20 protein-coding genes are annotated in these 20,904 nt (G+C 63.9%); 7 read left to right on the top strand and 13 right to left on the bottom strand.

Annotation, left to right across the window (positions count from 1 at the left end; all coding sequences use genetic code 11):
• Window positions 1-38: 38 nt before the first annotated feature.
• Genes catC through catA form a run of 3 tightly spaced genes read right to left on the bottom strand, consistent with a single transcriptional unit; the run spans window position 39 to window position 2,331 of the window.
• Window positions 39-320 carry a muconolactone Delta-isomerase gene (catC, locus tag MVA47_RS09960; RefSeq protein WP_247207709.1) on the bottom strand — a complete coding sequence of 94 codons (282 nt, stop codon included), beginning with the start codon at window positions 318-320 and terminating at the stop codon, window positions 39-41.
• A 27-nt stretch (window positions 321-347) separates the two neighbouring features.
• Window positions 348-1,469, bottom strand: coding sequence for a muconate/chloromuconate family cycloisomerase (locus MVA47_RS09955; RefSeq protein ID WP_247207708.1), 1,122 nt, complete (start codon window positions 1,467-1,469; stop codon window positions 348-350).
• A 7-nt stretch (window positions 1,470-1,476) separates the two neighbouring features.
• The gene (gene catA, locus MVA47_RS09950) at window positions 1,477-2,331 is read right to left on the bottom strand and encodes a catechol 1,2-dioxygenase (RefSeq protein ID WP_247207707.1); all 855 of its coding nucleotides are present in this window, start codon (window positions 2,329-2,331) and stop codon (window positions 1,477-1,479) included.
• A 444-nt stretch (window positions 2,332-2,775) separates the two neighbouring features.
• Between catA and MVA47_RS09945 the strand changes: the two genes are divergently transcribed.
• Window positions 2,776-3,075, top strand: coding sequence for a DUF485 domain-containing protein (locus MVA47_RS09945; protein ID WP_116917330.1), 300 nt, complete (start codon window positions 2,776-2,778; stop codon window positions 3,073-3,075).
• Window positions 3,072-4,622 (top strand): cation acetate symporter, encoded by a 1,551-nt coding sequence (locus tag MVA47_RS09940; RefSeq protein WP_247207706.1) that lies wholly within the window; start codon window positions 3,072-3,074, stop codon window positions 4,620-4,622. The genes MVA47_RS09945 and MVA47_RS09940 overlap by 4 nt, the downstream gene beginning before the upstream one ends.
• Window positions 4,623-5,035: 413 nt before the next feature.
• On the opposite strand, the gene MVA47_RS09935 is transcribed toward MVA47_RS09940, so the two are convergent.
• From MVA47_RS09935 to MVA47_RS09925, 3 genes are all read right to left on the bottom strand, one after another.
• A complete protein-coding gene (locus MVA47_RS09935; RefSeq protein WP_247207705.1) occupies window positions 5,036-5,989 on the bottom strand; it encodes a PDR/VanB family oxidoreductase in 954 nt (317 codons plus the stop codon).
• Window positions 5,986-6,486 (bottom strand): aromatic-ring-hydroxylating dioxygenase subunit beta, encoded by a 501-nt coding sequence (locus tag MVA47_RS09930; RefSeq protein ID WP_062795901.1) that lies wholly within the window; start codon window positions 6,484-6,486, stop codon window positions 5,986-5,988. The genes MVA47_RS09935 and MVA47_RS09930 overlap by 4 nt, the downstream gene beginning before the upstream one ends.
• Before the next feature lie 87 nt (window positions 6,487-6,573).
• Window positions 6,574-7,872 (bottom strand): Rieske 2Fe-2S domain-containing protein, encoded by a 1,299-nt coding sequence (locus MVA47_RS09925; protein ID WP_247207704.1) that lies wholly within the window; start codon window positions 7,870-7,872, stop codon window positions 6,574-6,576.
• Window positions 7,873-8,185: 313 nt separating this feature from the next.
• Here MVA47_RS09925 and MVA47_RS09920 point away from each other — a divergent pair, with 313 nt between their 5' ends.
• Window positions 8,186-8,482: a hypothetical protein gene (locus tag MVA47_RS09920; RefSeq protein ID WP_247207703.1), complete on the top strand. Its 297-nt coding sequence runs from the start codon at window positions 8,186-8,188 to the stop codon at window positions 8,480-8,482.
• A gap of 105 nt (window positions 8,483-8,587) precedes the next feature.
• On the opposite strand, the gene MVA47_RS09915 is transcribed toward MVA47_RS09920, so the two are convergent.
• The gene (locus tag MVA47_RS09915; RefSeq protein WP_247207701.1) at window positions 8,588-9,166 is read right to left on the bottom strand and encodes a nuclear transport factor 2 family protein; all 579 of its coding nucleotides are present in this window, start codon (window positions 9,164-9,166) and stop codon (window positions 8,588-8,590) included.
• Between the two features lie 13 nt (window positions 9,167-9,179).
• Window positions 9,180-10,355, bottom strand: a complete 1,176-nt coding sequence (locus tag MVA47_RS09910) for a flavin reductase family protein (RefSeq protein ID WP_247207700.1) — start codon at window positions 10,353-10,355, stop codon at window positions 9,180-9,182.
• A gap of 148 nt (window positions 10,356-10,503) precedes the next feature.
• Between MVA47_RS09910 and MVA47_RS09905 the strand changes: the two genes are divergently transcribed.
• Window positions 10,504-11,808: an amidase gene (locus tag MVA47_RS09905; protein WP_247207699.1), complete on the top strand. Its 1,305-nt coding sequence runs from the start codon at window positions 10,504-10,506 to the stop codon at window positions 11,806-11,808.
• 69 nt (window positions 11,809-11,877) lie between these two features.
• Window positions 11,878-12,528: a response regulator transcription factor gene (locus MVA47_RS09900; RefSeq protein WP_247207698.1), complete on the top strand. Its 651-nt coding sequence runs from the start codon at window positions 11,878-11,880 to the stop codon at window positions 12,526-12,528.
• 32 nt (window positions 12,529-12,560) lie between these two features.
• On the opposite strand, the gene MVA47_RS09895 is transcribed toward MVA47_RS09900, so the two are convergent.
• The 3 genes from MVA47_RS09895 to MVA47_RS09885 form a co-directional block, all read right to left on the bottom strand.
• Window positions 12,561-13,325 (bottom strand): SDR family NAD(P)-dependent oxidoreductase, encoded by a 765-nt coding sequence (locus MVA47_RS09895; protein ID WP_247207697.1) that lies wholly within the window; start codon window positions 13,323-13,325, stop codon window positions 12,561-12,563.
• A 30-nt stretch (window positions 13,326-13,355) separates the two neighbouring features.
• Window positions 13,356-13,721 carry a hypothetical protein gene (locus MVA47_RS09890; RefSeq protein WP_023957167.1) on the bottom strand — a complete coding sequence of 122 codons (366 nt, stop codon included), beginning with the start codon at window positions 13,719-13,721 and terminating at the stop codon, window positions 13,356-13,358.
• A 62-nt stretch (window positions 13,722-13,783) separates the two neighbouring features.
• Window positions 13,784-14,956, bottom strand: coding sequence for an acyl-CoA dehydrogenase family protein (locus tag MVA47_RS09885; RefSeq protein ID WP_247207696.1), 1,173 nt, complete (start codon window positions 14,954-14,956; stop codon window positions 13,784-13,786).
• Window positions 14,957-15,111: 155 nt separating this feature from the next.
• Here MVA47_RS09885 and MVA47_RS09880 point away from each other — a divergent pair, with 155 nt between their 5' ends.
• Complete coding sequence (locus MVA47_RS09880) at window positions 15,112-16,638, top strand: PAS domain-containing sensor histidine kinase (RefSeq protein WP_247207694.1); 1,527 nt, start codon at window positions 15,112-15,114, stop codon at window positions 16,636-16,638.
• Here MVA47_RS09880 and MVA47_RS09875 read toward each other — a convergent pair.
• On the bottom strand, window positions 16,626-17,711 hold the full coding sequence (locus MVA47_RS09875) for a spore photoproduct lyase family protein (RefSeq protein ID WP_247207693.1): 1,086 nt from the start codon (window positions 17,709-17,711) through the stop codon (window positions 16,626-16,628). The two genes, MVA47_RS09880 and MVA47_RS09875, sit on opposite strands and share 13 nt — an antisense overlap.
• A gap of 84 nt (window positions 17,712-17,795) precedes the next feature.
• Window positions 17,796-18,305 carry a DinB family protein gene (locus MVA47_RS09870; protein ID WP_247210701.1) on the bottom strand — a complete coding sequence of 170 codons (510 nt, stop codon included), beginning with the start codon at window positions 18,303-18,305 and terminating at the stop codon, window positions 17,796-17,798.
• Between the two features lie 276 nt (window positions 18,306-18,581).
• Between MVA47_RS09870 and MVA47_RS09865 the strand changes: the two genes are divergently transcribed.
• The gene (locus tag MVA47_RS09865; protein WP_247207691.1) at window positions 18,582-20,819 is read left to right on the top strand and encodes an NADP-dependent isocitrate dehydrogenase; all 2,238 of its coding nucleotides are present in this window, start codon (window positions 18,582-18,584) and stop codon (window positions 20,817-20,819) included.
• Window positions 20,820-20,904: the final 85 nt, after the last annotated feature.

Genomic DNA, 20,904 nt, shown 5'->3' with positions numbered 1-20,904 from the left:
GTTGAACCGGCCGATGTGGCTGGATGTCTTTGGGCTGTCTACTTGATCGAAGATCCGTGCTTGGCCAACGGGGTGACCACGATGTCCATGTACGGGAACAAGGGCAATCCCCAGAGCAGGTCGTTGAGCTCGTCGGGATCGGCGACATCGAAGATGCTGATGTTGCTGTACTGACCCGCGATGCGCCACAGGTGAACCCACTTGCCCTGCCGCTGCAGGTCCTGCGAGTAGGCCTTTTCTCGCGCGATGGTCTCGCCCCGCTGGTCGGGGTCGAGGTCACGCGGGATGTTCACATCCATACTAACATGGAAGAGTGCCAACGGTTTGTCCTTTCGGTTCGAGTGTTGTCACTCGCGGGTCAGCGAGTTGACGACGTCCATGTCGAGCTCGATGCCCAGCCCGGGACCTTCGGGGAGCGCGACCGCACCGTTCGAATACCGAAGTGGCTCTTGTAGCAACTCGACCGAGAACAGTAGCGGACCGAACAGTTCGCTTCCATAGTTGATCGCGGGCTCCGAACACGCGAAATGGATCGACGCGGCGGTCCCGATCGGGCCTTCGATGGACGTGGCACCATGACACGCAACACCGGCCGCCTTGGCGATCGCGGCGATCTCCTTGCTGCGTTGCAGACCACCACATTTGGTGGTCTTGACAGCGATTACGTCGGCCGCGCTTTGGCGCACCACATCGAGTGCATCGTGTGGGGTCTGCACACTCTCGTCGGCCATCACCGGGATCGGCAGCAGGTGATTCAACTCGGCCAGCACCTCGATCTGCTCGCCGGGCGTGGGTTGTTCGATCAACTCGACGCCACCATCAGCCAGAGCCGGTAGATACCGCAGCGCGGTGAACCGATCCCACCGGGCATTGATGTCCACCCGTACCCCGGCCCTGCCTTTGAGGCCTTCTGCGATGGCAAGGACTCGCGCCGTGTCGTCGGCCGGCTCGATGGCGCCCATCTTCAGTTTGAAGCTGAAGTGCTCTCTGCGGTCGAGCTTCTCGGCAGCCTCGGCGAGGATCTCCTCGACCGGCGCGGCCCCCAGCGCCCACGTGACATCGATGCTGCTTCGAAATGCACCACCGAGCAACGTGTGTACCGGCACATCCAGACACCGCGCCCACGCATCGTGCAGCGCTATCTCGACAGCGGCCTTCGCGAAGCGAGCACCTGCGACCACTCGCTCGATGTCGAGCATGATCCCGGTGATGTCGTCTACGGTGCGGCCCACCAGCACCGGGGCGATGTAGCGGTCGACGAGGACTTTCATCGTCTCGACCGACTCACCGCCCCACCACGGCCCACCGGGGACAACACCCTCGCCCACGCCGGTGACCCCACCGTCGACACGAACCGACACCAGCAGGATCGGCTGGGCGTCCATCGATGTGGTGGCGAACTTGTGCGGGCGAACAAGCGGGACGTCGATGATGCGGGTGTCGACGCCGACGATCTTCAGATCCGGCACAGCCCGCTTACCCGGCTGCCGGGTCGAGTACGAAGTCGTAGGTCACCCGGTTGACCCCGTCGTCACCCGAGGTCGGTCGCAAGACGAGTTCGGGCTTGGTGGCAGAGGCGACATCGCTGTCGAGCCACTCCCCACCGTCGAAGTACAGCTGCGTGGTCACCGATTCGTGCTTCGGTGCCGACACGATCAGGTGCAGATGCGCCGGCCGCCAGGGATGACCATTCTGGGCCGCGATGAACGCACCGGTCGGGCCGTCGGTCGGGATCTGGTACGGCGCAGGCTGAATGGTCGTCACCTGGTAACGGCCTTCACCGTCGGTGATGATCTTTCCGCGCAGGTTCCACTCCGGCAGATGATCGGCGAACTGCGAGTAGTAGCCATCGGCATCGGCGTGCCACAACTCGACGATCGCCCCGCCGATACCTTTGCCGTCCAGATCGGTGACCTGACCGGAGAAGACGAGAGGGGTCTCCTTCGTGTCGACCTCACGCATCGGCAGCGTGCACACCGACGGCAACTCGGGAGCGTCGGCCACGTAGTACGGCCCCTCGATGCTGCCCTTGGTGCCTTTGCGGCTGCGCGCAAGGACTTCTTCCACAGCGTGCTCGATGAACACGTCGAGGAACAGCGGCCACTCGCCGCCCTCGCCCACATCGATGAGCCACTGCTTGAGCACACGATATTCCGGATACGTGACGTTGTGATCGAGGATCACCTTGTGCAGCGCGCTCAACGCGTCTCTCGCGATGGCAGCAACTCGTTCCGGGGAGGTGTCGGCACTGACCCGCTCGTTCTTGAACTTGTCGGTGGCGGCGGTGCCAGATCCCACCGCGGTGGGGCTCTCGTGTTCGGTGGTCGTCATGTCGTGTCTCCTGCTCAGCAGATAGTTAAGAGGTGTGACCGCTATGCGTACAGGACTGCCGCAGTGCGTACGTACACTGTGCGTCCAGTCACACGTGATGTCAAGCACCCGCGCGCTCGCCCATCACGGTGGAGTCAACGAACGGGGACATCGTTCGCCTATTAAGCCGTTGATGAGTGGTGCTGCAACACAATGGTATTCGACCTTGATCGGCATCGCCCTGCCCTCATGGCCATTGGCAGACCCGATACTCCCTGCGTCTCGCTAAGGGAATTCCCAATTGCCTCGCATCTGTGACAGCAGTCACGATCACGTACGCAGAAGGTCAGCCATGTACGCATCGCGTACCCCACCTTGGAGTTTCGATGAACTATCTCAAAGGGCATGCCAGCCCCTGGATCACCGGAGTCGCGGCCTGTCCGCGGCCGACGGCAGAGGTACCCCATGACCGTGCATGAACACCCCCGCGCCGATCGCGCGGACTACTACGCGTTGAGCAAAGAGCGCACTCGACTCACACTCACCCTGAGCGCAGCAGTGTTGGCTTTCTTCCTGCCGCTGCCCATCCTCGGTGGATTCACCTCTGTACTCGACGGGGTGCTCTTCCAGGGACTCACCGTCGCCTGGGTCTATGCGTTTGCCCAGTTCGTCGTCGCAATCGTCGTCGCCCGCTGGTATTCGCATTGGTCGGCTCGGTTCGACCAGCGACTCGCGGCCCTGACCACCGGAGAGACCAGCTCATGACACTTTCCTCAGCACTGCTCTTCGGCGCCCTTGTGGTGGTCACCCTGATCATCACGTGGTGGGCGTCCAAGCGGAACAAGACAGCCGCCGACCACTATGTCGCCGGCGGTCGACTCTCCGGCAGACAGAACGGCGTCGCGATCGCTGGTGACTTCATCTCGGCCGCATCATTTCTCGGTGTGACCGGAGCCATCGCGCTCACCGGATTCAACGGGTTCTATCTGGCTGTCTTCGTCCCGATCGCTTTCCTGCTCGCGATGTTGATCGTCGCCGAACCCTTGCGCAACCTCGGGCGCTTCACCCTCGCCGACGTTCTCGCGACGCGCTTTCAGGGGTCGGCCGTGCGCTCCGCCATGGCCACCAGCACCGTTGTGATCAGCGTGGTCTACCTGGTTGCGCAACTCGTCGGAGCCGCGCTCATCGTGTCGCTGCTGTTCGACATCAAGTACTACGTGGCCGTACTCATCATCGGCGTGCTGACCACGGCGTACACCATGATCGGTGGCATGCTGGCGACCAGCTGGATCCAGATCATCAAGACGGGACTTCTGATCTGCTGCGCGGTCGCGATGTTCCTGCTGGTGCTCTTTCGGTTCGACTTCAACCCCCTGGGCCCGTTCTCGTCGGCGCTCAGCGAGTTCGGCAAGTCGTTTGTCGGCCCGGCCCGGTCGTCGGACATGGCCTCGTTCGATCAGCTGTCGCAGATCGTCGGACTGGTTTTGGGTGTTCTCGGTCTGCCGCACGTGATGATCCGCTTCCTCACCGTCCCGGATTCGAAGCAGGCCAGATCATCTGCCTACACGGCGATCTGGGTGTTCTTCGCGTTCTATCTCATGATTCCGATCCTGGGTTACGGAGCCGCCAACATCGTCGGACGTGAGGACATCGCCAAGGAGAACAAGGGCGGAAACCTGGCCGTGGCTCAGCTGGCCGAATCACTGGGTGGCTCACTGCTTCTCGCCTTCGTGGCCGCAGTCGCCTTCGTCACCATCCTCGCCGCACTCTCCGGTCTGGTCATCGCCACGTCGGGCGCGATCGCCCACGATCTCTATGCGCAGGTGTTCCGGCGCGGCAAGGTGTCCGAGGTGGGTCAGCATCGCGCCGCCCGCATCGCCACTGTGGCCACATGCGCCATCGGCGTCCTCATCGCACTCGCGGCGGAGAAGCAGAACGTGGCGTTCCTGGCCTCCCTCGGAATGTCGATCGCGGCATGCGCCAACCTGCCGGCATTGTTGTTGACGATGTACTGGCGCCGGATGACGGCATCTGCGGTGATCAGCGGAATCGTTGTGGGACTGACGTTGTCGATCGCGATCATCCTCGCGAGCCCGGCCATCCACGGCCCCGATGCGCCTCTCGGCTTCTCCAACCCGGCTCTTGTTGTCGCGCCGATCGCGCTCATCGTCTCCATCGTGGTCGCGTTGATGACGGCACCGCGCGGAGACCGTGCGAAAGACGCCACCGAGACGTTCGACGACATGCGGATCACCGCGCTCACCGGCAAACCGCCCGTGGTGCGGACACCGGATTCGGCCCAGGTCAGCTGATCCGGGCGGCAGCCGCCGACCTTTCGACACCAGGCACCTCCCGGCCGGGCACCCAGCCCGCGGGAGGTGTCTTGTGTTGTGCCCAGCCCAAACCCTCCGACTTCAAGCAGATCCTCCGGTTGCAACCGGAGGAAATGGCCACAGTCGGAGGGTTTGGCCGGCGGGCACAGGTCCTCCGACCCCATGCAGTCCCTCCGACTTCAAGCAGATCCTCCGGTTGCAACCGGAGGAAATGGCCACAGTCGGAGGGTTTGGCCGGCGGGCACAGGTCCTCCGACTCCATGCAGACCCTCCCGTTGCAACCGGAGGAAGTCGCCGGAGTCGGAGGGAATGGCCACCGCACTCAGTCCCGCAACAAGAACGGGCACCACATCGTCACTACGATGTGGTGCCCGTATCGGGTGCCTGTTCGCTCAGTAGAGCTCGATCACCAGTTTCTCCGACAACGCTCGTGACACGCAGAGCGCCATCTGATTCCCCGCGGCCTTGTCTGCCGCAGACAGGCAGTTGTCGCGGTGGTCCGGCGTCCCTTCGAGCACACCGGATACACACGAACCGCAGATGCCTTCCTCACAGGACTTGAACACCTCGATGCCGTTGTCCTCGAGGACTTCGAGGATGGACCGGTCGGCCGGGATCTCGAACTCTTCACCGGTGTCCAGCTCCACAGCAAAGGCTTTGTCGTCACTCGAGTCGATCACCGTCGCGACGAAGTGCTCGGTGTGAACGTGATCCTCTCCGACCACCGGTGCAAACACGGCTGCGACCTGCTCCATGAATCCGTCCGGACCACAGGTGTAGACGTGGGTCGCGCTTGTCACGGTTGACGCCACGTCGGCGAGCACACCGGGCTGCTCCGACCGCGGTGTCCCGAAATGCAGGTGCACGCGCTCGGAGAAGTCGACCCGGTTCTCCAGCAGGTCCACGAATGCCGCCTGATCACGCGATCGGGCGAAGTAGTGAAGCTCGAATTCCTCTCCCCACGAATAGATCTCGTAGGCCATACTAAGCAACGGCGTCACACCGATGCCTCCGGCAATCAAGATGTGCCGGTCGGCGCCCTTCGCGATCGTGAGCAGATTTCGCGGCTCGCTGATCTTGATGTGGTCGCCGGTGCTCACCTCGTGCAACGCCACCGATCCACCACGGGACTTCGCTTCCCGCTTCACGGCGATCAGCAACGACGACGGGTCGCTCGGCGGGCTGCACAGCGAGTACTGCCGCAGCACACCGGTGGGGCCGACCACGTCGATGTGGGCGCCCGCCTCATACCGGACGAACGGGGTGCCGTCCTCGCGAGTCAACCGGAGAGTGCGGATGTCCGGCGTCTCCTCGACGACCTCCGCCACCCGTACGAGCACGCTCATAGCAGGAATCCGGCCGCCGGGACCTCGTCCCTGCCGTCGATGAGGCGAATCACCTTACGGACGATCTTGTCCTCCTGCGCAGTCGCCGCCACCCGAATCGTGTAGTCGACGTTGGCTGCCCAGATGTCATGCCTGCCACGCTTGTACGCGATCAGGACCTGCGCGGCGCGAACCTCGACGGTGGAGCCGTCCTCGGTGTCGACAACGCCGGCCGGGACGAAGCGCGAGACGGTGCGCGCTGTCGTCGCCGAGTCGACCGCCGCGATCGCGTAACCCTCGGTCATCCGCGTCACGCGCAACTGACGCATTCGGGCGTCGTCGTAGACCATGTTCAGGCTGTTGGCGAAGTCTTCTTCGTCCGGGTCGATCGGGATGACGTAGAGGGCATCATCGGAGTAGAGCTGCTGCCAGGGCTCGTACGATTTCTGGTCCAGTAGTTCGGCCTCGCGCGCGATGAGGTCGGTGGCCCGCACGATGCGGGGATCCGTTGTCGGCACGAAGGAGACAGGAAGATCGCGGCCCTCGGTGGCGGCTGCCCACGCCCCCGGCTGGGTTTCGCCTTGGGCTTCGAGGTGGTGACCGTGTCAGTCATCGCTCATCATCTCCTTCCATTTGCCGTATGCAGCGCGCATACCGGTTTCGTCTGTGACGTGTGAGGTGGGCCAGCCCTCGGGTGAGAGTTGTTCCCGGCCGAGACCACGATTGACCATGATCGGCAGTTCGGGTCCGCCGATCGCGCCCCGCTGCACACGGTCCCAGCCCTCCGCATCGTCAGGGGTTCCGAAACCGAAGGGGCCCTGGAAGTGCTCGTGCACCCTGAGCCGCTCACGGTTGACCGGGCCGACGATGTCGGCCGGGCCGTCCGATCCGAGCGCGACGTGTTCGATCCATGTCTCGTCCACCGAGATCGGCCGGATGACCCGGAAGAACGAGATCGACATCGACACATTCGGGAACAGGTTGAGGTTGAACCCTGTTCCGTGCATGGCCCGCACCAGCTTTCGAACCGCGGAGTCGTCGAGACCGGCCGACTTCAGTTCGGAGACCAGGCCGTCGAAACGCGCCTGCAGGGGCTCGCTGCCGTCGTCGATGTCGAGATCGGAGTGCTCGGGCACCATCTGCATGACCGAGTGACCGTTGCCGAGGTCGTGGGTGATGGCCGCCGGGTCGGTCATGAAGCTCATCATGTCCGAGGTCTCGGAGTCGACCGAGGCCATCCACGAACGGTGGACGATCGGGAAATGATAACCGTCGGTGGTGTTCTCGAGCTGGATCTTCCAGTTGCCCCGGAACTTGAACCGGTGTGTGCCGAGGACCTTGACGGGGTAACCGCCACCCTGCTTGAAGAATCTGTCCATCCAGAGTTTGGCATCGCCCAGGAAATCCTCGAGAGGCGCAGCATCGTGGTCGAGCGTGGCGAACACCATGCCCGCGTACGACTCGGTCCGCAGCTTCTTCAGGCCCATGCCTTCCTTGCCCATGACGTCTTCGTAACCGTCGGGGTAAGGAATGCCGCGTAGCGTTCCGTCCAGTCCGTACGACCACGCGTGGTAGGGACAGGTGAAGCCATTGGTGGTGCCCGAACGCTTCTCGCACACGCTGGCCCCGCGGTGGCGGCACCTGTTGAGCAGCGTGTGGATGTTGCCCTTGCGGTCACAGCTGACGATGACGGGCTGGCGTCCGACGTGCGTCGACTTGAAGCTGCCGGCCTTGGGGAGCTCACTCTCGTGTGCAACCCACACCCATGTCTTCTCGAAGATCTTTGTCATCTCGAGCTCGAAGATCTCGGGGTCGGTGTACATACGGCCCGCTACGCGATCTTCGCGCACCAGGTCGGCGGGAGGGAGGTCAAAGACCTTCTCCGCGGAGAAGTCGATGGTCATCGGTGATCGCTCCAGTGGATAGACTATGTGCGTCGCAAGACGAAACGGGTTGTGGCACTGCGTTACCGGATGCGCACACCTACCGCGATCTTGCGACTTCTCGCACCTTCCCCGCCCACGGTACGGGGGCGCGGCCGGGTGCGAAATCAGAAAAGACACAACCGCGGGTAGGTGATTTCCTTACCCCCGCAGTGGGCCCGGACGAGCCTCTTCCGCCGTAGACTCGGGCAGTGGCCGGCCGCACGCTCAGGCAGCGACAGAGCCGAACTCGTAGATGCCACAACCCATGCGAGGAAAGATCCACGGAATCGAAATGACCTCAACAGCCCGCACTGCCGTCGCCGGCGAGCACCGGATGACCCTCACCTGTTACAACGACACCTTTGGGTACGGATGGCGGCACGTCGATCTCTTCACCCGTGATGCTTCCGGTCGGGAGCTGAACTGGGTCCACTGGACGGTGCCGGCCGACGGGCCCGACGCCGCCGACGCGGTGACCGCCCGTGTCGAGCCGACCCTTCGGCGCACGTCTGACTGGCGCCACAAGGTCAGCGCCGGCGGAATGGACTACTGGGAAGCCGATGCAGTCTGGGCGGACGACGACGTATAGGCGCTCCCGCACGAACAACGCCCCCGGATCCGGTCGAGACTCGGGGGCGTTTGTTTCTTCGGGAACGTTTGTTTCTTCGGGCAGAAAGCCCTGCGTGAGAACGACTCAGGGCTTCATGACCACGGAGGTGGATGGGTAGCTCTCGGCGAACTCCTCGGGCAGCGGCGCGATGAAAACGTTCTCGGTGCGGGTCCTTGATATCTTCCAGGTCCCGGACTCTTTCCGGAACGCGTTGTTCAACCGACTCGACCGCAGCAGACTCCTGCCGTCGGAGAACAACCACGGCTGCATGTGAATCCAGTGACCCTCTGCCGTGTCACCGTCGACGTGGACTTGTTCCGAGGTGAGGTAGTGCGCGTTCAACAGCAGGGCGGGATCTTGCTTCTCACCCCAGAAGTTCTGGAAGTGGGCCCGTATTGCATCGCGGCCCACCGCGCGACCGAACTGACCGTTGTAGTACTCGCCAACGCCTTCCCACACGGCGTCGGCGGTGTAGAGATCGACGATCGCCTCGATGCGCTGGGCGTCATCGACTATGCCGGGGTCAGGGCAGGGCGTGTCGCACAAGAGCATGTAACGTGCCTGCAGTCTTCGTATCTCGGCCTCTGCTTCGAGTACCTCGACGCGTGCGGCGAGGGCCGCCAACGCTTCGTCTCCACCGGCGTCGGTCGTGTTCATCGTCATCGTCAGTTCCTCCTCATCCGGCTTCCAGCACGCGGACGACTGCCCGCGCCTCGTCCAGCCAGGTGTTGATCGTGGACCCCGCGCTCTGGGGCGGCAGCTGGCCCAGGCGCAGCGTCAATGAGTACTCACCCGCAGGGTCTCGCACCGGCAACACGATCGAGCCGACGTCGTAGACCTGCTGCTCGTCGACCTCGCGGACCCGATAGTCGACCGATGCCCGGCCGATCGATTCGCGTATGTTGCGCTCCTGCGATGGGGTCAACCGGCCCTTCTCGTAACGTTTTGTCGCGTCCCGCATCTCGTCGTACGCCGCGCTCCCCTCCACGGGCAGGAACGACAGCAGGTAGCCATGCTCACGCACGAACTCGAGCCGCATCCGATGCATGTCCTTGATCTCTGCACTTGCCTCGCGCAGTTTGTCGACCCAGCGCTCCTGCTCCTCGATGGGCCGGGAGAAGACGTAGCTGTCCCCGATCGGCGGGACCATCGGCACCCGGTGGGCAAGCCCTTCTTCTCGGTCGACTCCTACCCCGGTGGCAGACAGCACGGTGGCCATCTCGTCGCAGCTGACCGCGGTGAACACCGACACCTCGCATCCGATCGAGTTGGCCAGCGCCTCGACCTCGGCACGAGCACCGTGAGCGGCGTGGATGGCAGGCAGGATCTCGTGATCCATGCGTGCCATCAACGACGTGGATACGAAACTGCCGTAGCCGCCCTGGAAGAAGATCAGGGGGGACACCGGATTCGCCACCGCCATGTCGTTGACCCGACACAGGACGATCCAATGATCGCCTGCCTCAACGGTGTTCCAGATGGTCGTGTCGATCCATGCGATCGATTCCGACAGCACGGGGTCGCCCGACGGCGAGGGGAACCAATCGATGCCATCGAGCTTGTTCTCCCAACGCTGCGCGATGGTCAGCACGATGTCTTCCTGTTCCCCTCCCAGGATGTTGATGCACAGCGACGAGCACTCACGCATCTTCGCAAAAGTGCGCGAGGTCATCATCGGCATGAACGACACCAGAGGCGGATCAAGAGACACCGAGTTGAACGTGCCGACGACCATGGCGAGGATGTCGCCTTCACTGTCGCGGCCGGTCACCACCACGACGCCGGTCGGGTAGTGTCCCATCACTTCTCGGAACACGTGCGGGTCCACCGGAGCCGTAGCGGGATGGGACATGATTGCCTTCCTGTGGTCAGGATGCGAGCTGGACACTGTGCTGGCAGCAACGTATTGCTCACCTCCCCTACACCGGTAGGAGAGAAATCTTTACTGTTCCCCGTCGCCGCGGGCGGGCACACTGGCGGCACCGGAGATGGAGGAGACAATGGTGATCGCTGAGCACCTGACACGGTCGATCGAGGATCAGGCGGCCGCCGTCGGCAACGGTGACGTGACCGCCGAGGAACTCGCCTCAGCAGTCCGCCAGGAGATCGAAGCCGCCGAAACGCGTATCGCGGCTTGGGTTCACCTGTCGACCGAGACGGTGGACGAAGCACGCGAACGAGACCGGGACCGGGATCGGGACAACGGCTCACTGCCACTGCGCGGAGTCTCCGTGGGGGTCAAGGACCTCATCGACGTCGCCGGAATCCCTACGCGCGCCGGATCGTCGACCACGTCGGCCGACCCTGTCCTCGCCGACGCACCCTGCGTCGCCCGGCTGCGCGAGCTCGGCGCCGTGGTCCAGGGCAAAACCGTCACAACCGAATTCGGGTACTTCGCACCAGGTCCGACGCGAAACCCCTTCGCGATCGATCACACGCCTGGCGGTTCTTCGAGCGGCTCCGCGGCTGCCGTGGGAGCCGGCGCGGTGCCGCTTGCCTTGGGTACCCAAACCGCAGGGTCACTCACCCGTCCGGCGTCGTTCTGCGGCGCGGCAGGAATGGTATTCGCGCACGGCACAACCGACCTGGCGGGTGTGTGCGGATTGAGCGAATCGCTCGATTCGCTGGGGATGCTCACCCGTACGGTGTCCGACCTGGCGTACGTGTACTCGTCGTTCACCGGCCGGGAACTGCAGCCGAGCAGCACAGACACCAACACCGTATTCGTCTGGGACGGAACGGCACTCGGGGACATCGAACCGCCGATGGCGCGATTGATCGAGCAGGCGCCCACGCTCTTCCGTGAAGCAGGCCGTGCGACTGCACGTTTGGAGTGGGATGATCAGGTGCGTGAGCTCGCCCGAGATCACCTCACCGTGATGGCCCATGAAGCGGCCATCACGCTCGACGCCGTGTACAACCAGCACTCCCAGACTCTGAGCGATCCTCTTCGACAGCTGATCGACGACGGCCGGAACACATCAGAAGGTGACCGTGATGCCGCCCTCGACCGACGTGAGCGTTTGCGAGAGCAACTCGTGGACCGCATCGGGCGATCGATCATCGTCGGCCCGGCCGCACTCGGGCCGGCACCCGCCGGCCTCGCTGCCACCGGATCGCCTGTCTTGAGTCGGCCGTGGCAGTTACTCGGGGCCCCGGTGGTGACCGTGCCCGGTGCACGTACTGTCGCCGGGCTTCCACTCGGACTGCAACTCATCGGCCATCCTGGCCACGAGGGCGAGCTCTTCGACGTTGCGATTGCCCTCGAAGCCGTCCTACGGTCTCTGCCGCCGGTTCAGGGCTGACGCGCAGCAGAGAGGGTAGAGTCGACTCGTCTCCATTGCCAGGTTCGAGATGCGGAGATCCGAGGAGAAATGTCCGATCAGCCAACCGATGACCCACGACCGGCAACGGTCTACGTTGTCGATGACGACCCCGAACTCTGCGAGTCGGTGGCTTGGTTACTCGACAGCATCGGCATCACTCCGCGGATCTTCCACAGCGCCGACGAGTTCCTGTCGGCGTACAACGGCGACCACGCGGCGTGCATCGTGCTCGATGTCCGGATGCCCCAGATCAGCGGAACCCGCTTGCAGGAGAAGCTGACTGCGTTTGCGCCCCACGTGGCGATCATCTTCGTCTCCGCCCACGGCGACATCCGGATGTCGGTGAGTACCCTGCAGGCCGGGGCACTCGACTTCCTCGAGAAACCATACGAACCGCAGCGCTTGCTCGACGCGGTGCAGGCGGGCGTCGAGAAGGCCGACAGCAGGTTCCGGCAGTTCCGTCTGCAGCAGGCGGTGCAGCTCAAGGTGGCGTCGCTGACACCTCGAGAACGCCAGATCCTCGCGCTGGTGGTCGAGGGGCTACCCAGCCAGAACATCGCCCGTCGTCTCGGGATGAGTGTCAAGACGGTCGACGTGCACCGCGCGCGGATCAAGAGCAAGACCGACGCGGACAGCATCAGCACGCTGGTGCGTGACGTCCTGCGCTTCGACGTCGACATCGCCGTCGACCACGACTAGAGCCCCCACGCCGCCGTCCTTCCCACGGCAGGTCAGCGAAGGTAGAGACCGCCGTTGACGTCCCAGCATGCGCCCGTGACAAAACTCGCGCCGACGGAGGTCAGCAAACTGACCACGTCACCGATGAACGCCGGGTCGCCGAGCCTGCCGACCGGGATACCCGCGATCACCGCATCCAGCTTCTCGGGCGGTACGGTGGCGCGGACCACCGGAAGATCATGTGGGCCAGGCGCTATGGCGTTCACCGTCACCCCCTGCGCTGCGAGCTCTCGGGCAAAGATCTTGGTGGCCGTGAGGATCGCGCCTTTCGACGACGCATAGTGACCACCCGTCGCGGTCCCACCGTTCTGACCGGCCAGCGAGGCCATGTTGACGATTCGGCCGTACCCCTCCGCGGCCATTGCCGCACCGAATATCTGGCAACCGAAGAAGATGCTGTTGACGTTTGTCGTCAGCACCCGCGTGAAGTCCTCTTCGCCGAGGGTCATCAGGTCGGCAGCCTGGGTGACTGCGGCGTTGTTCACCAGAATGGTTGGTACACCCCAGAGTTCGCGGCACTCGTCGAGCACGCGGGCGAACTCTGCTCGGTGGGCCACATCCAGTGCCACCGCACGTGCGGTGGTGCCATCGGGTGACAGTTCGGCCGCGAACGACTCGGCCGCATCAACCGCGATGTCGGTGAGGAGAACTTGATGGCCGTCCGCGTGCAGTCGGCTGGCGATGTGACGGCCCATCCCCCCTGCCGCCCCGGTCACCACCGCGATCCCGGTCTGTGTGGCGTGCTCGTCTCGCATCATCGATTCACCTCGTGGTCGGCGCTCGTGTGGTCAGTCAAGTGCGACGTCGTCGCGAATAGTCAACTCGCGGCCCATCCGGGCCTCGATCTTGAAGTACTTCCACAGGGCGTACTCGCCGATCATGGTGGTGCGAAGCAGGTTGCAGGCTTCCTTGACCGTCGGCTGATCACGCACATCGGCCAGCACGTAACACGTCCAGGGCCAACCGTCCGACGGTCCCACCATGTGCGAATCGTCGTCGAACGTGCCGATGATGTCGACGCCGTCCATGTTCTTGAGGTTCGACAGCATCGTCGAGATGGCGACCCAGACGGGGCCGATCTCGGACTTCGGCAGGTCGAAGAAATTCTGGTTGTTGCCGATGCAGAAGAGTGTGCGTAGCGGCTCGGTGGCCATGATGTCCTACTCCTTGGTCGAGGTGAATGTTGCTGCTGCACAATGCCTGGGGAAGGCAGGGTTCAGGGGAAGCTGGGAATCCCGGCGTCCAGCCCGAGGATCAGCGCGCCGGCTGCCTCGTACGTATGGGTCTGCAGCATGGCGTGCTGTGCGGGAACAAGTGCGTCCTGCACATATCTCTGCAGTGGGTGGGTCTCGTAGATCGCGCCGGTGCCCGCAAGGTCGAACGCCTGCAGCACCACAGCACGCCCGACATGCGCGGCGTGTGTTGCACACAGCCTCAACATCGCGCGGTCCGTGTCCGAGATGGGCTCATCGGCAACAGCTTTGCGCCATACCTGCTCGGAGGTCTCGTAGAAGAACGCGCGCGCCGACCGCAACTCCGCCTCGGCCTTGGCAACTCCCGACTTGTAGGCGGGCCGATTGCCCTTCGCCTCTCCGCCGGTGATGGACGACTTGGCCGCCCCCACCTCGATGACGTGATCGAGAGCTCCCCTGGCCGCGCCCAGCGCCACCACCGCAAGCACCTGCGCGGCGTAGGCCAGCGACGGATACCGGGTGAGGGGTTCGTCGACCTGCGGGGCCCCGCCCCGGACGAAGGTCATCTCGTCGGGGACGAACAGCCTCTCAGCGCGGATCGAGTGGCTTCCGGTGGCCTTCATCCCGGCCACCGACCAGTTGTCGACGATCTCCACATCGTCGGGGTGGACGAGGGCGGTCAGTGGCTTGCCTCCGGTGTCCGGCCCACCGACGAGTCCGATGCCCAGGATGTCCGCGCCGCGGCATCCGCTGGCGAACTGCCATACGCCCGAGCAGAGGAAGCCACCGTCGACCCTCTCGGCCTTCTGCATCGGGAAAAGACCACCGGCATAGGCGACATCGGGCCCTTCGGCATAGATCTTCTCCTGGGTCTCGACGGGCAGAGCCGCGAAGTAGACCAGCGCCGAACCGAAGCTCGAGACCCATCCCGTGGCCGGATCGACAGCGGAGATGCGCTCGATCAGTCGCATGAAGTCGGCGGGCGGCACGGGCTCACCGCCGAACGCGGCAGGCGTGGAGGCCCGATAGATCCCGGCGCGCTTGAGGAGTTCGATGTAGTCCTTCGGCACAAACCGCTGCTCGTTGAACTCGTCGCGACGTGCTCGGAGCACCTCGAGTGCGTGATCAAAAGCCGCGTCTCGTGCCGGACCCGCCGGTTCCGCGGACACCTTCTGCGTCACGCTCTCGGTCGTCATCGCTGTCTCCCATTCGTTCGAAATCGCTCTGCCGCAAACGCTATGGACGCGGCCGATTCCGCGGTATCGGGACTTCCCGCGTGGCGACTAAGCAATTCCTTACTTGCACCCCGGCCCCGGGCACCCGATGCTGAAGGCCTGCAAAGGAGGCGGATGTGCCCGAATTGACGGCAAGCGACTACGAGCGCCTGGTCAGGTCATTGCGGTACTGCGTCCTCGTACACGACGCGGTGACGAAAGACATCCTGTGGGCCAACCCGGCGGCCGCCGAACTCCTGGAGTTCAGCGTGGAAGAACTGCGTCCCCTCAAGGCACCGGACATGAGTGCCCGCGAACGCCGGTACCGGCGGTCGGTCGGCCGCCAATGGCTGCAGGACGCCGCGGACAACGGTGTGGCGGTCACCGAATGGGCGTACCGGGCCAAGAGCGGCCGGGTCATCCTCACCGAGGCGATCGCCATTCGCGTCGAGCTGTCCGCCCGCCCGGTGGTGATGGTCCAGTTCCGCGACATCGAGCACGAAGCGCTGATGCGTAGCAACCTGGTACGCACCGAGGCCGACCTGACCAGAACCGAGGCACGTCTGGCGGCCTTTCTACGGAGCATGAGCGAAGGCATTCTTGTCCTCGACGACGACGGCCTGATCACGTACGCCAGTGAGGCAGCGGCCGCGTTGCTCGACTCGTCGGTCGACGACCTGGTCGGCGCACAGTTCATCAACTTCTGCCGCCCGGGAGAATCCAGACTGAGCGTGCAGGCCGCGCTGGGGCGCACAGCGCGCCACGGTGAACCAGAGAGCATCCGCTATGAGCTGGCTCTGCCGAGTGGACGTGTGCGATGGCATTCGGGTAGTTGTCAGCACATCGAGATCGAGAACGACCTCAGCGGTTCTCTTCTGCTGTGTCATGACGTGACCGAGCACGTCCTCACCGAGCAAGCGCATCGCCGTGACGCCCAGTACCTCAATCATCTGGCCCGGTACAACGCGATGGGCGACATGGCCATGGCCATCGCTCATGAACTCGCCCAGCCGCTCGCTGCCGCCACCAACTACCTGGCGGGTACACAGAGCCGCCTCGGCGACAGCCAGTCGGGGCAGGAAGACATCCACCGCGGACTCGAACATGCACGCAGACAACTCGATCGGGCCAACAACATCGTGCGGAGCCTTCGGGAGTACGTCACCACTCTCGAGGAGTCACAGCAGCACACCGACCTCAACGACATCGTCGCGGAGTGTGCCTATTTCATCGACCTGCGCGCCCGGGAGCGCGGCGTCATCGTGCAGTACGCCCCAGCCGAAGACCCGGTCGAAGTGGTGTGCGAGCGGGTGCTGACCGGGCAGGTGGTGCTCAACCTGTGTTTCAACGCCATCGAGGAGATGGCGGAGTGGCCGGCGGAGCAACGAGTGGTGTCGGTGGCGGTGCGGCGGGAGCGCGACTTCGGCGTCTTCACCGTCACCGATCAAGGGAAAGGCTTGTCACACATGCCTTCCGGCCGCATTTTCGACGGCGCGTTCACCGACAAGTCGACCGGCCACGGCATCGGGCTGGCCCTGAGCCACCGGATCATCACCCGCCAGGGTGGCACCCTGTCGGCGCGCGAGAACTTCCCTCGAGGCGCCGTGTTCGAGTTCCATCTCCCCCTCGGCGACGATCCGGATCCGACTGGTCAGAACGCGTAGCGGACAGTCAGCCACGGGGCGTGCGTCGCGATCAGCTCGACCATCGTGTGCACGGCGTCGGCTTTGACGGTGTTGCGATACCGCACGTTGATACCGCCCGTCTGCGACCGCTTGGTCTGCTGGATGCCCGGAGTCCACAACACCTCTTCGGCCTTGGGGTGCCAGCCGAGGTTCACCTCGTGCAGGTCGCGGTTGTGGGTGAGCGTGATGATCTCGACAGCCGCCTGCTGTTTGAAGCGTTCATCCGTCGCATCGTCCAGACGGCGGAGCAGCTCCGTCCAGCGCTCCCGCCATCCGGCCGAGAGGACCACCGGCGAGAAGTTCAGGTGCACCTGGTACCCGGCGTCGACGAAGTCGTTCAACACCGCAAGGCGGTCGTCGATGGTCGACGTACGGATGTCGAGCAACCTCGAGTCCGCCTCCGGCATCAGCGAGAACCGGATGCGGGTGCCCCGCCTCGGGTCGAGGTCGAGCAGGTCCCGGTTCACGTACTTGGTGGCAAAGCTGGCCTTGGCGCCGGCCTGTCTGGCGAAGAACGCGATGAGGTCGGCGACGTTGTCGCTGATGGTCGCATCCACGCTGCAGTCGCTGTTCTCGCCGATGTCGTAGACCCAATCAATCGGGTCGCACTGATTGGGCGCGGGCTTGGCGCCCTGCCGCCGGATGTGCCTGCCGAGATAGCCGATGATGGCGTCGATGTTGGTGAACACGGTGACCGGGTTGGCGTAACCCTTCCGCCGCGGTACGTAGCAGTAGGCGCAGGCCATGGCGCACCCGTTGGCCGTCGACGGCGCGATCCAGTCAGCCGACCTCCCGTTGGGTCGCGCCGTCAGCGACTTCTTCACACCGAGGACAAGATCTTCGGTCTTGACCCTCACCCATCGATCGACATTGCCCTCGTTGCCGTGCAACGACGGGATCTGCCAGTGCGACTCGACGTCGATGATCTCGGCGTCGGGGAATCGCGCGAGCACCTGCTGGCCGCGCAGATCGGCTTGGGCCTCCGGCTCGGCCCAGATCCGGCGCACCTGCAGCAGCGGTGAGTGGGGGTGCGCAGACGACGGAGAGGTCACGGCCGACATCTATCACGGGCCTCTGACACACGGCCTCTGACAACCGGCCGCCGGACAACAGTCCCGGTCGAGCGGACGCCACGGTCACTCGCCGAGTCCGTCACCCCAATCCATGTCGCCGGAGATGGCCGACATGGTGCTCTGACCGTCGAGCGCCTCGCGGATGATGTCGGCATGGCCGCAGTGGTGCGCGGTCTCACGGAGCAGATGCAGCGCCATCTTGCGGACCGACCACCACTCCCGCTCGGGCTGCCAGGGTGCGGTCGGCTGGGGGATCAGATCGTCGAGACTCTCCACCTCCGCGATCACACGGTCGTAGTCCGCGGCGGCCCGGTCGTATTCGTCCAGCCAATCCGCGAGCGTCTCGCCCTCATTGAGGGCGTACGCGTCCACAGCCGCGTTCATGTCGAACTCGGCGTTCTCGTCGCGCTCGCGGATGGTCGCGGCATGTTCGCGTTCGCCACGGGCGAGGTGCTTGATCAAGCCGCCGATGGTGAGTCCACTGACCGTCGACCGCGTGCGGGACTGAGCGTCGGTGAGGCCGCGTGCGGTGACCTTCAGCAGCGCTCGCTGATCGGCGAGCAGCGTCAGGATGTCGGCTTTCTCGCCGGTGACGGGGACGCTGAGGGTGACGGGGGTGTATGTGCCGCCATGGTGTGGTCCTTTCGGGGAGGGAACTGAACGCCCATGACGTTATGGCCGATTGCGGACAGGAACGGTCCGCGATCGCCCGCCGTTCACACACCGGTTTGCGGGCGGTCAGCACCCACCCACCCCTTTGCTCGCATGATGTCCCATTCGCCGTGATACTGGTAACTAGGGGCAAAACCCCTCTTGAAAACGCTACGGAAACCGGAGACGAAGCAAATTATGAACGCTAAGCAGCCCACCATCATCTACACACTGACGGACGAGGCGCCGATGCTTGCGACCCACGCATTCCTGCCGGTGGTCCGTGCTTTCGCCGGTGCGGCTGACATCAACGTCGAATCAACCGACATCTCCGTGGCGAGCCGCATCCTCGCCGAGTTCCCCGATTACCTGCCAGAAGATCAGCGCATTCCGGACAACCTGGGCGAGCTGGGCCGGCTCACCCAACTGCCCGACACCAACATCATCAAGCTGCCCAACATCAGTGCCTCTGTGCCGCAGTTGCTCGCCGCGATCAAGGAGCTCAAGTCCAAGGGGTACAAACTCCCCGACTACCCGGGCAACCCGAAGACGGACGAAGAAAAAGAGATCCACGATCGCTACGTCAAGTGCCTCGGCAGTGCGGTCAATCCCGTTCTGCGCGAAGGCAATTCGGACCGGCGCGCACCCAAGGCAGTAAAAGAGTACGCGCGCAAACACCCTCACAGCATGGGCGAGTGGTCGATGGCGTCACGCACCCACGTGGCACACATGCGCGAGGGCGATTTCTACCACGGCGAGAAGTCGATGACCGTCGACAGTGACCGCGAGGTCAAGATGGAACTGCTGACCGAGAGCGGCCAGACACTTGTGCTCAAGCCCAAGGTGACGCTCAACGCCGGCGACGTGATCGACAGCATGTTCATGAGCAAGAAGGCCCTGATCCAGTTCTACGAAGAACAGATGGAAGACGCCTACAAGACGGGCGTCATGTTCTCGCTCCACGTCAAGGCGACCATGATGCGGGTGTCGCATCCCATCGTCTTCGGGCACGCGGTGCGGGTCTTCTACAAGGACGCGTTCGCCAAGCACGGCGAGCTGTTCGATGAGCTGGGTGTCAATGTCAACAACGGCTTGTCCGATCTGTACGACAAGATCGAGTCACTCCCGGCGTCGAAAAAAGAAGAGATCATCGACGACCTGCACAAGTGCCACGAGCACCGTCCCGAGCTGGCCATGGTGGATTCGGCCCGTGGCATCTCGAACTTCCATTCGCCGAGCGACGTGATCGTCGATGCCTCCATGCCGGCGATGATCCGGGCCGGCGGCAAGATGTACGGCGCCGATGGCCGCCCCAAGGACACCAAGGCCGTGAACCCTGAATCCACTTTCTCCCGCATCTACCAGGAGATGGTGAACTTCTGTAAGACCAACGGCGCGTTCGACCCGGCGACGATGGGCACCGTCCCCAATGTCGGCCTGATGGCACAGAAGGCCGAGGAATACGGTTCACACGACAAGACCTTCGAGGTTCCCGAAGGCGGCGTCGCGAACATCACCGACCTCGCCACGGGCGAGGTGCTCTTGACCCAGAACGTGGAAGAAGGCGACATCTGGCGCCTCTGCATCGTCAAGGACGCGCCGATCCGCGACTGGGTGGCGCTGGCCGTTCGGCGTTCACGTGAGTCGGGGATGCCCGTGGTGTTCTGGCTCGATCCCTACCGTCCGCACGAGAACGAACTGATCACGAAGGTGAAGACGTACCTCGCCGATCACGACACCGAGGGACTCGACATCCAGATCATGTCGCAGGTGCGGGCCATCCGGTACACGATGGAACGGCTTGTCCGCGGTCTCGACACCATCTCCGCGACCGGCAACATCCTGCGCGACTACCTCACCGACCTGTTCCCGATCCTCGAGCTGGGCACGAGCGCCAAGATGCTCTCGATCGTGCCGCTGATGGCCGGCGGCGGACTGTATGAGACGGGCGCCGGCGGTTCGGCACCCAAGCACGTCAAGCAGCTGCTCGAAGAGAACCACCTGCGGTGGGATTCGCTCGGCGAGTACCTGGCGCTCGCCGTCAGCCTGGAGGACCTCGGCACCAAGACCGGCGACAAGCGGTCGACCATTCTGGCGAAGACACTCGATGCCGCAACCGGAAAGCTGCTGGAGAACAGCAAGGGGCCCTCGCGCAACACCGGCGAACTCGACAACCGGGGCAGCCAGTTCTATCTCGCGATGTACTGGGCTCAGGAGCTGGCCGACCAAACCGAGGACGAGGAACTGCGCAAGCACTTCGCACCGCTGGCCAAGACGCTGGCCGAGAACGAGGACACCATCGTCAAGGAGTTCAACGAGGCCCAGGGACAACCAGCGGACATCGGCGGGTACTACGCGCCCGACCCCGAGCTCGCGACCGCCGTCATGCGGCCGAGCAAGACCTTCAACGAGGCCCTGGAGTCTGTCCAGAAGTGACGTGCCCGCAGCGCTGACGGACAAAATCGTCTGAACAGCAACCCTTTTGACATGGACGGATCGTGGGAGACCTGAGGTTTCCCGT

This window comes from Williamsia sp. DF01-3, from assembly GCF_023051145.1.
GTDB lineage: Bacteria > Actinomycetota > Actinomycetes > Mycobacteriales > Mycobacteriaceae > Williamsia.
This window is presented reverse-complemented; position numbering and strand designations above follow the sequence as displayed.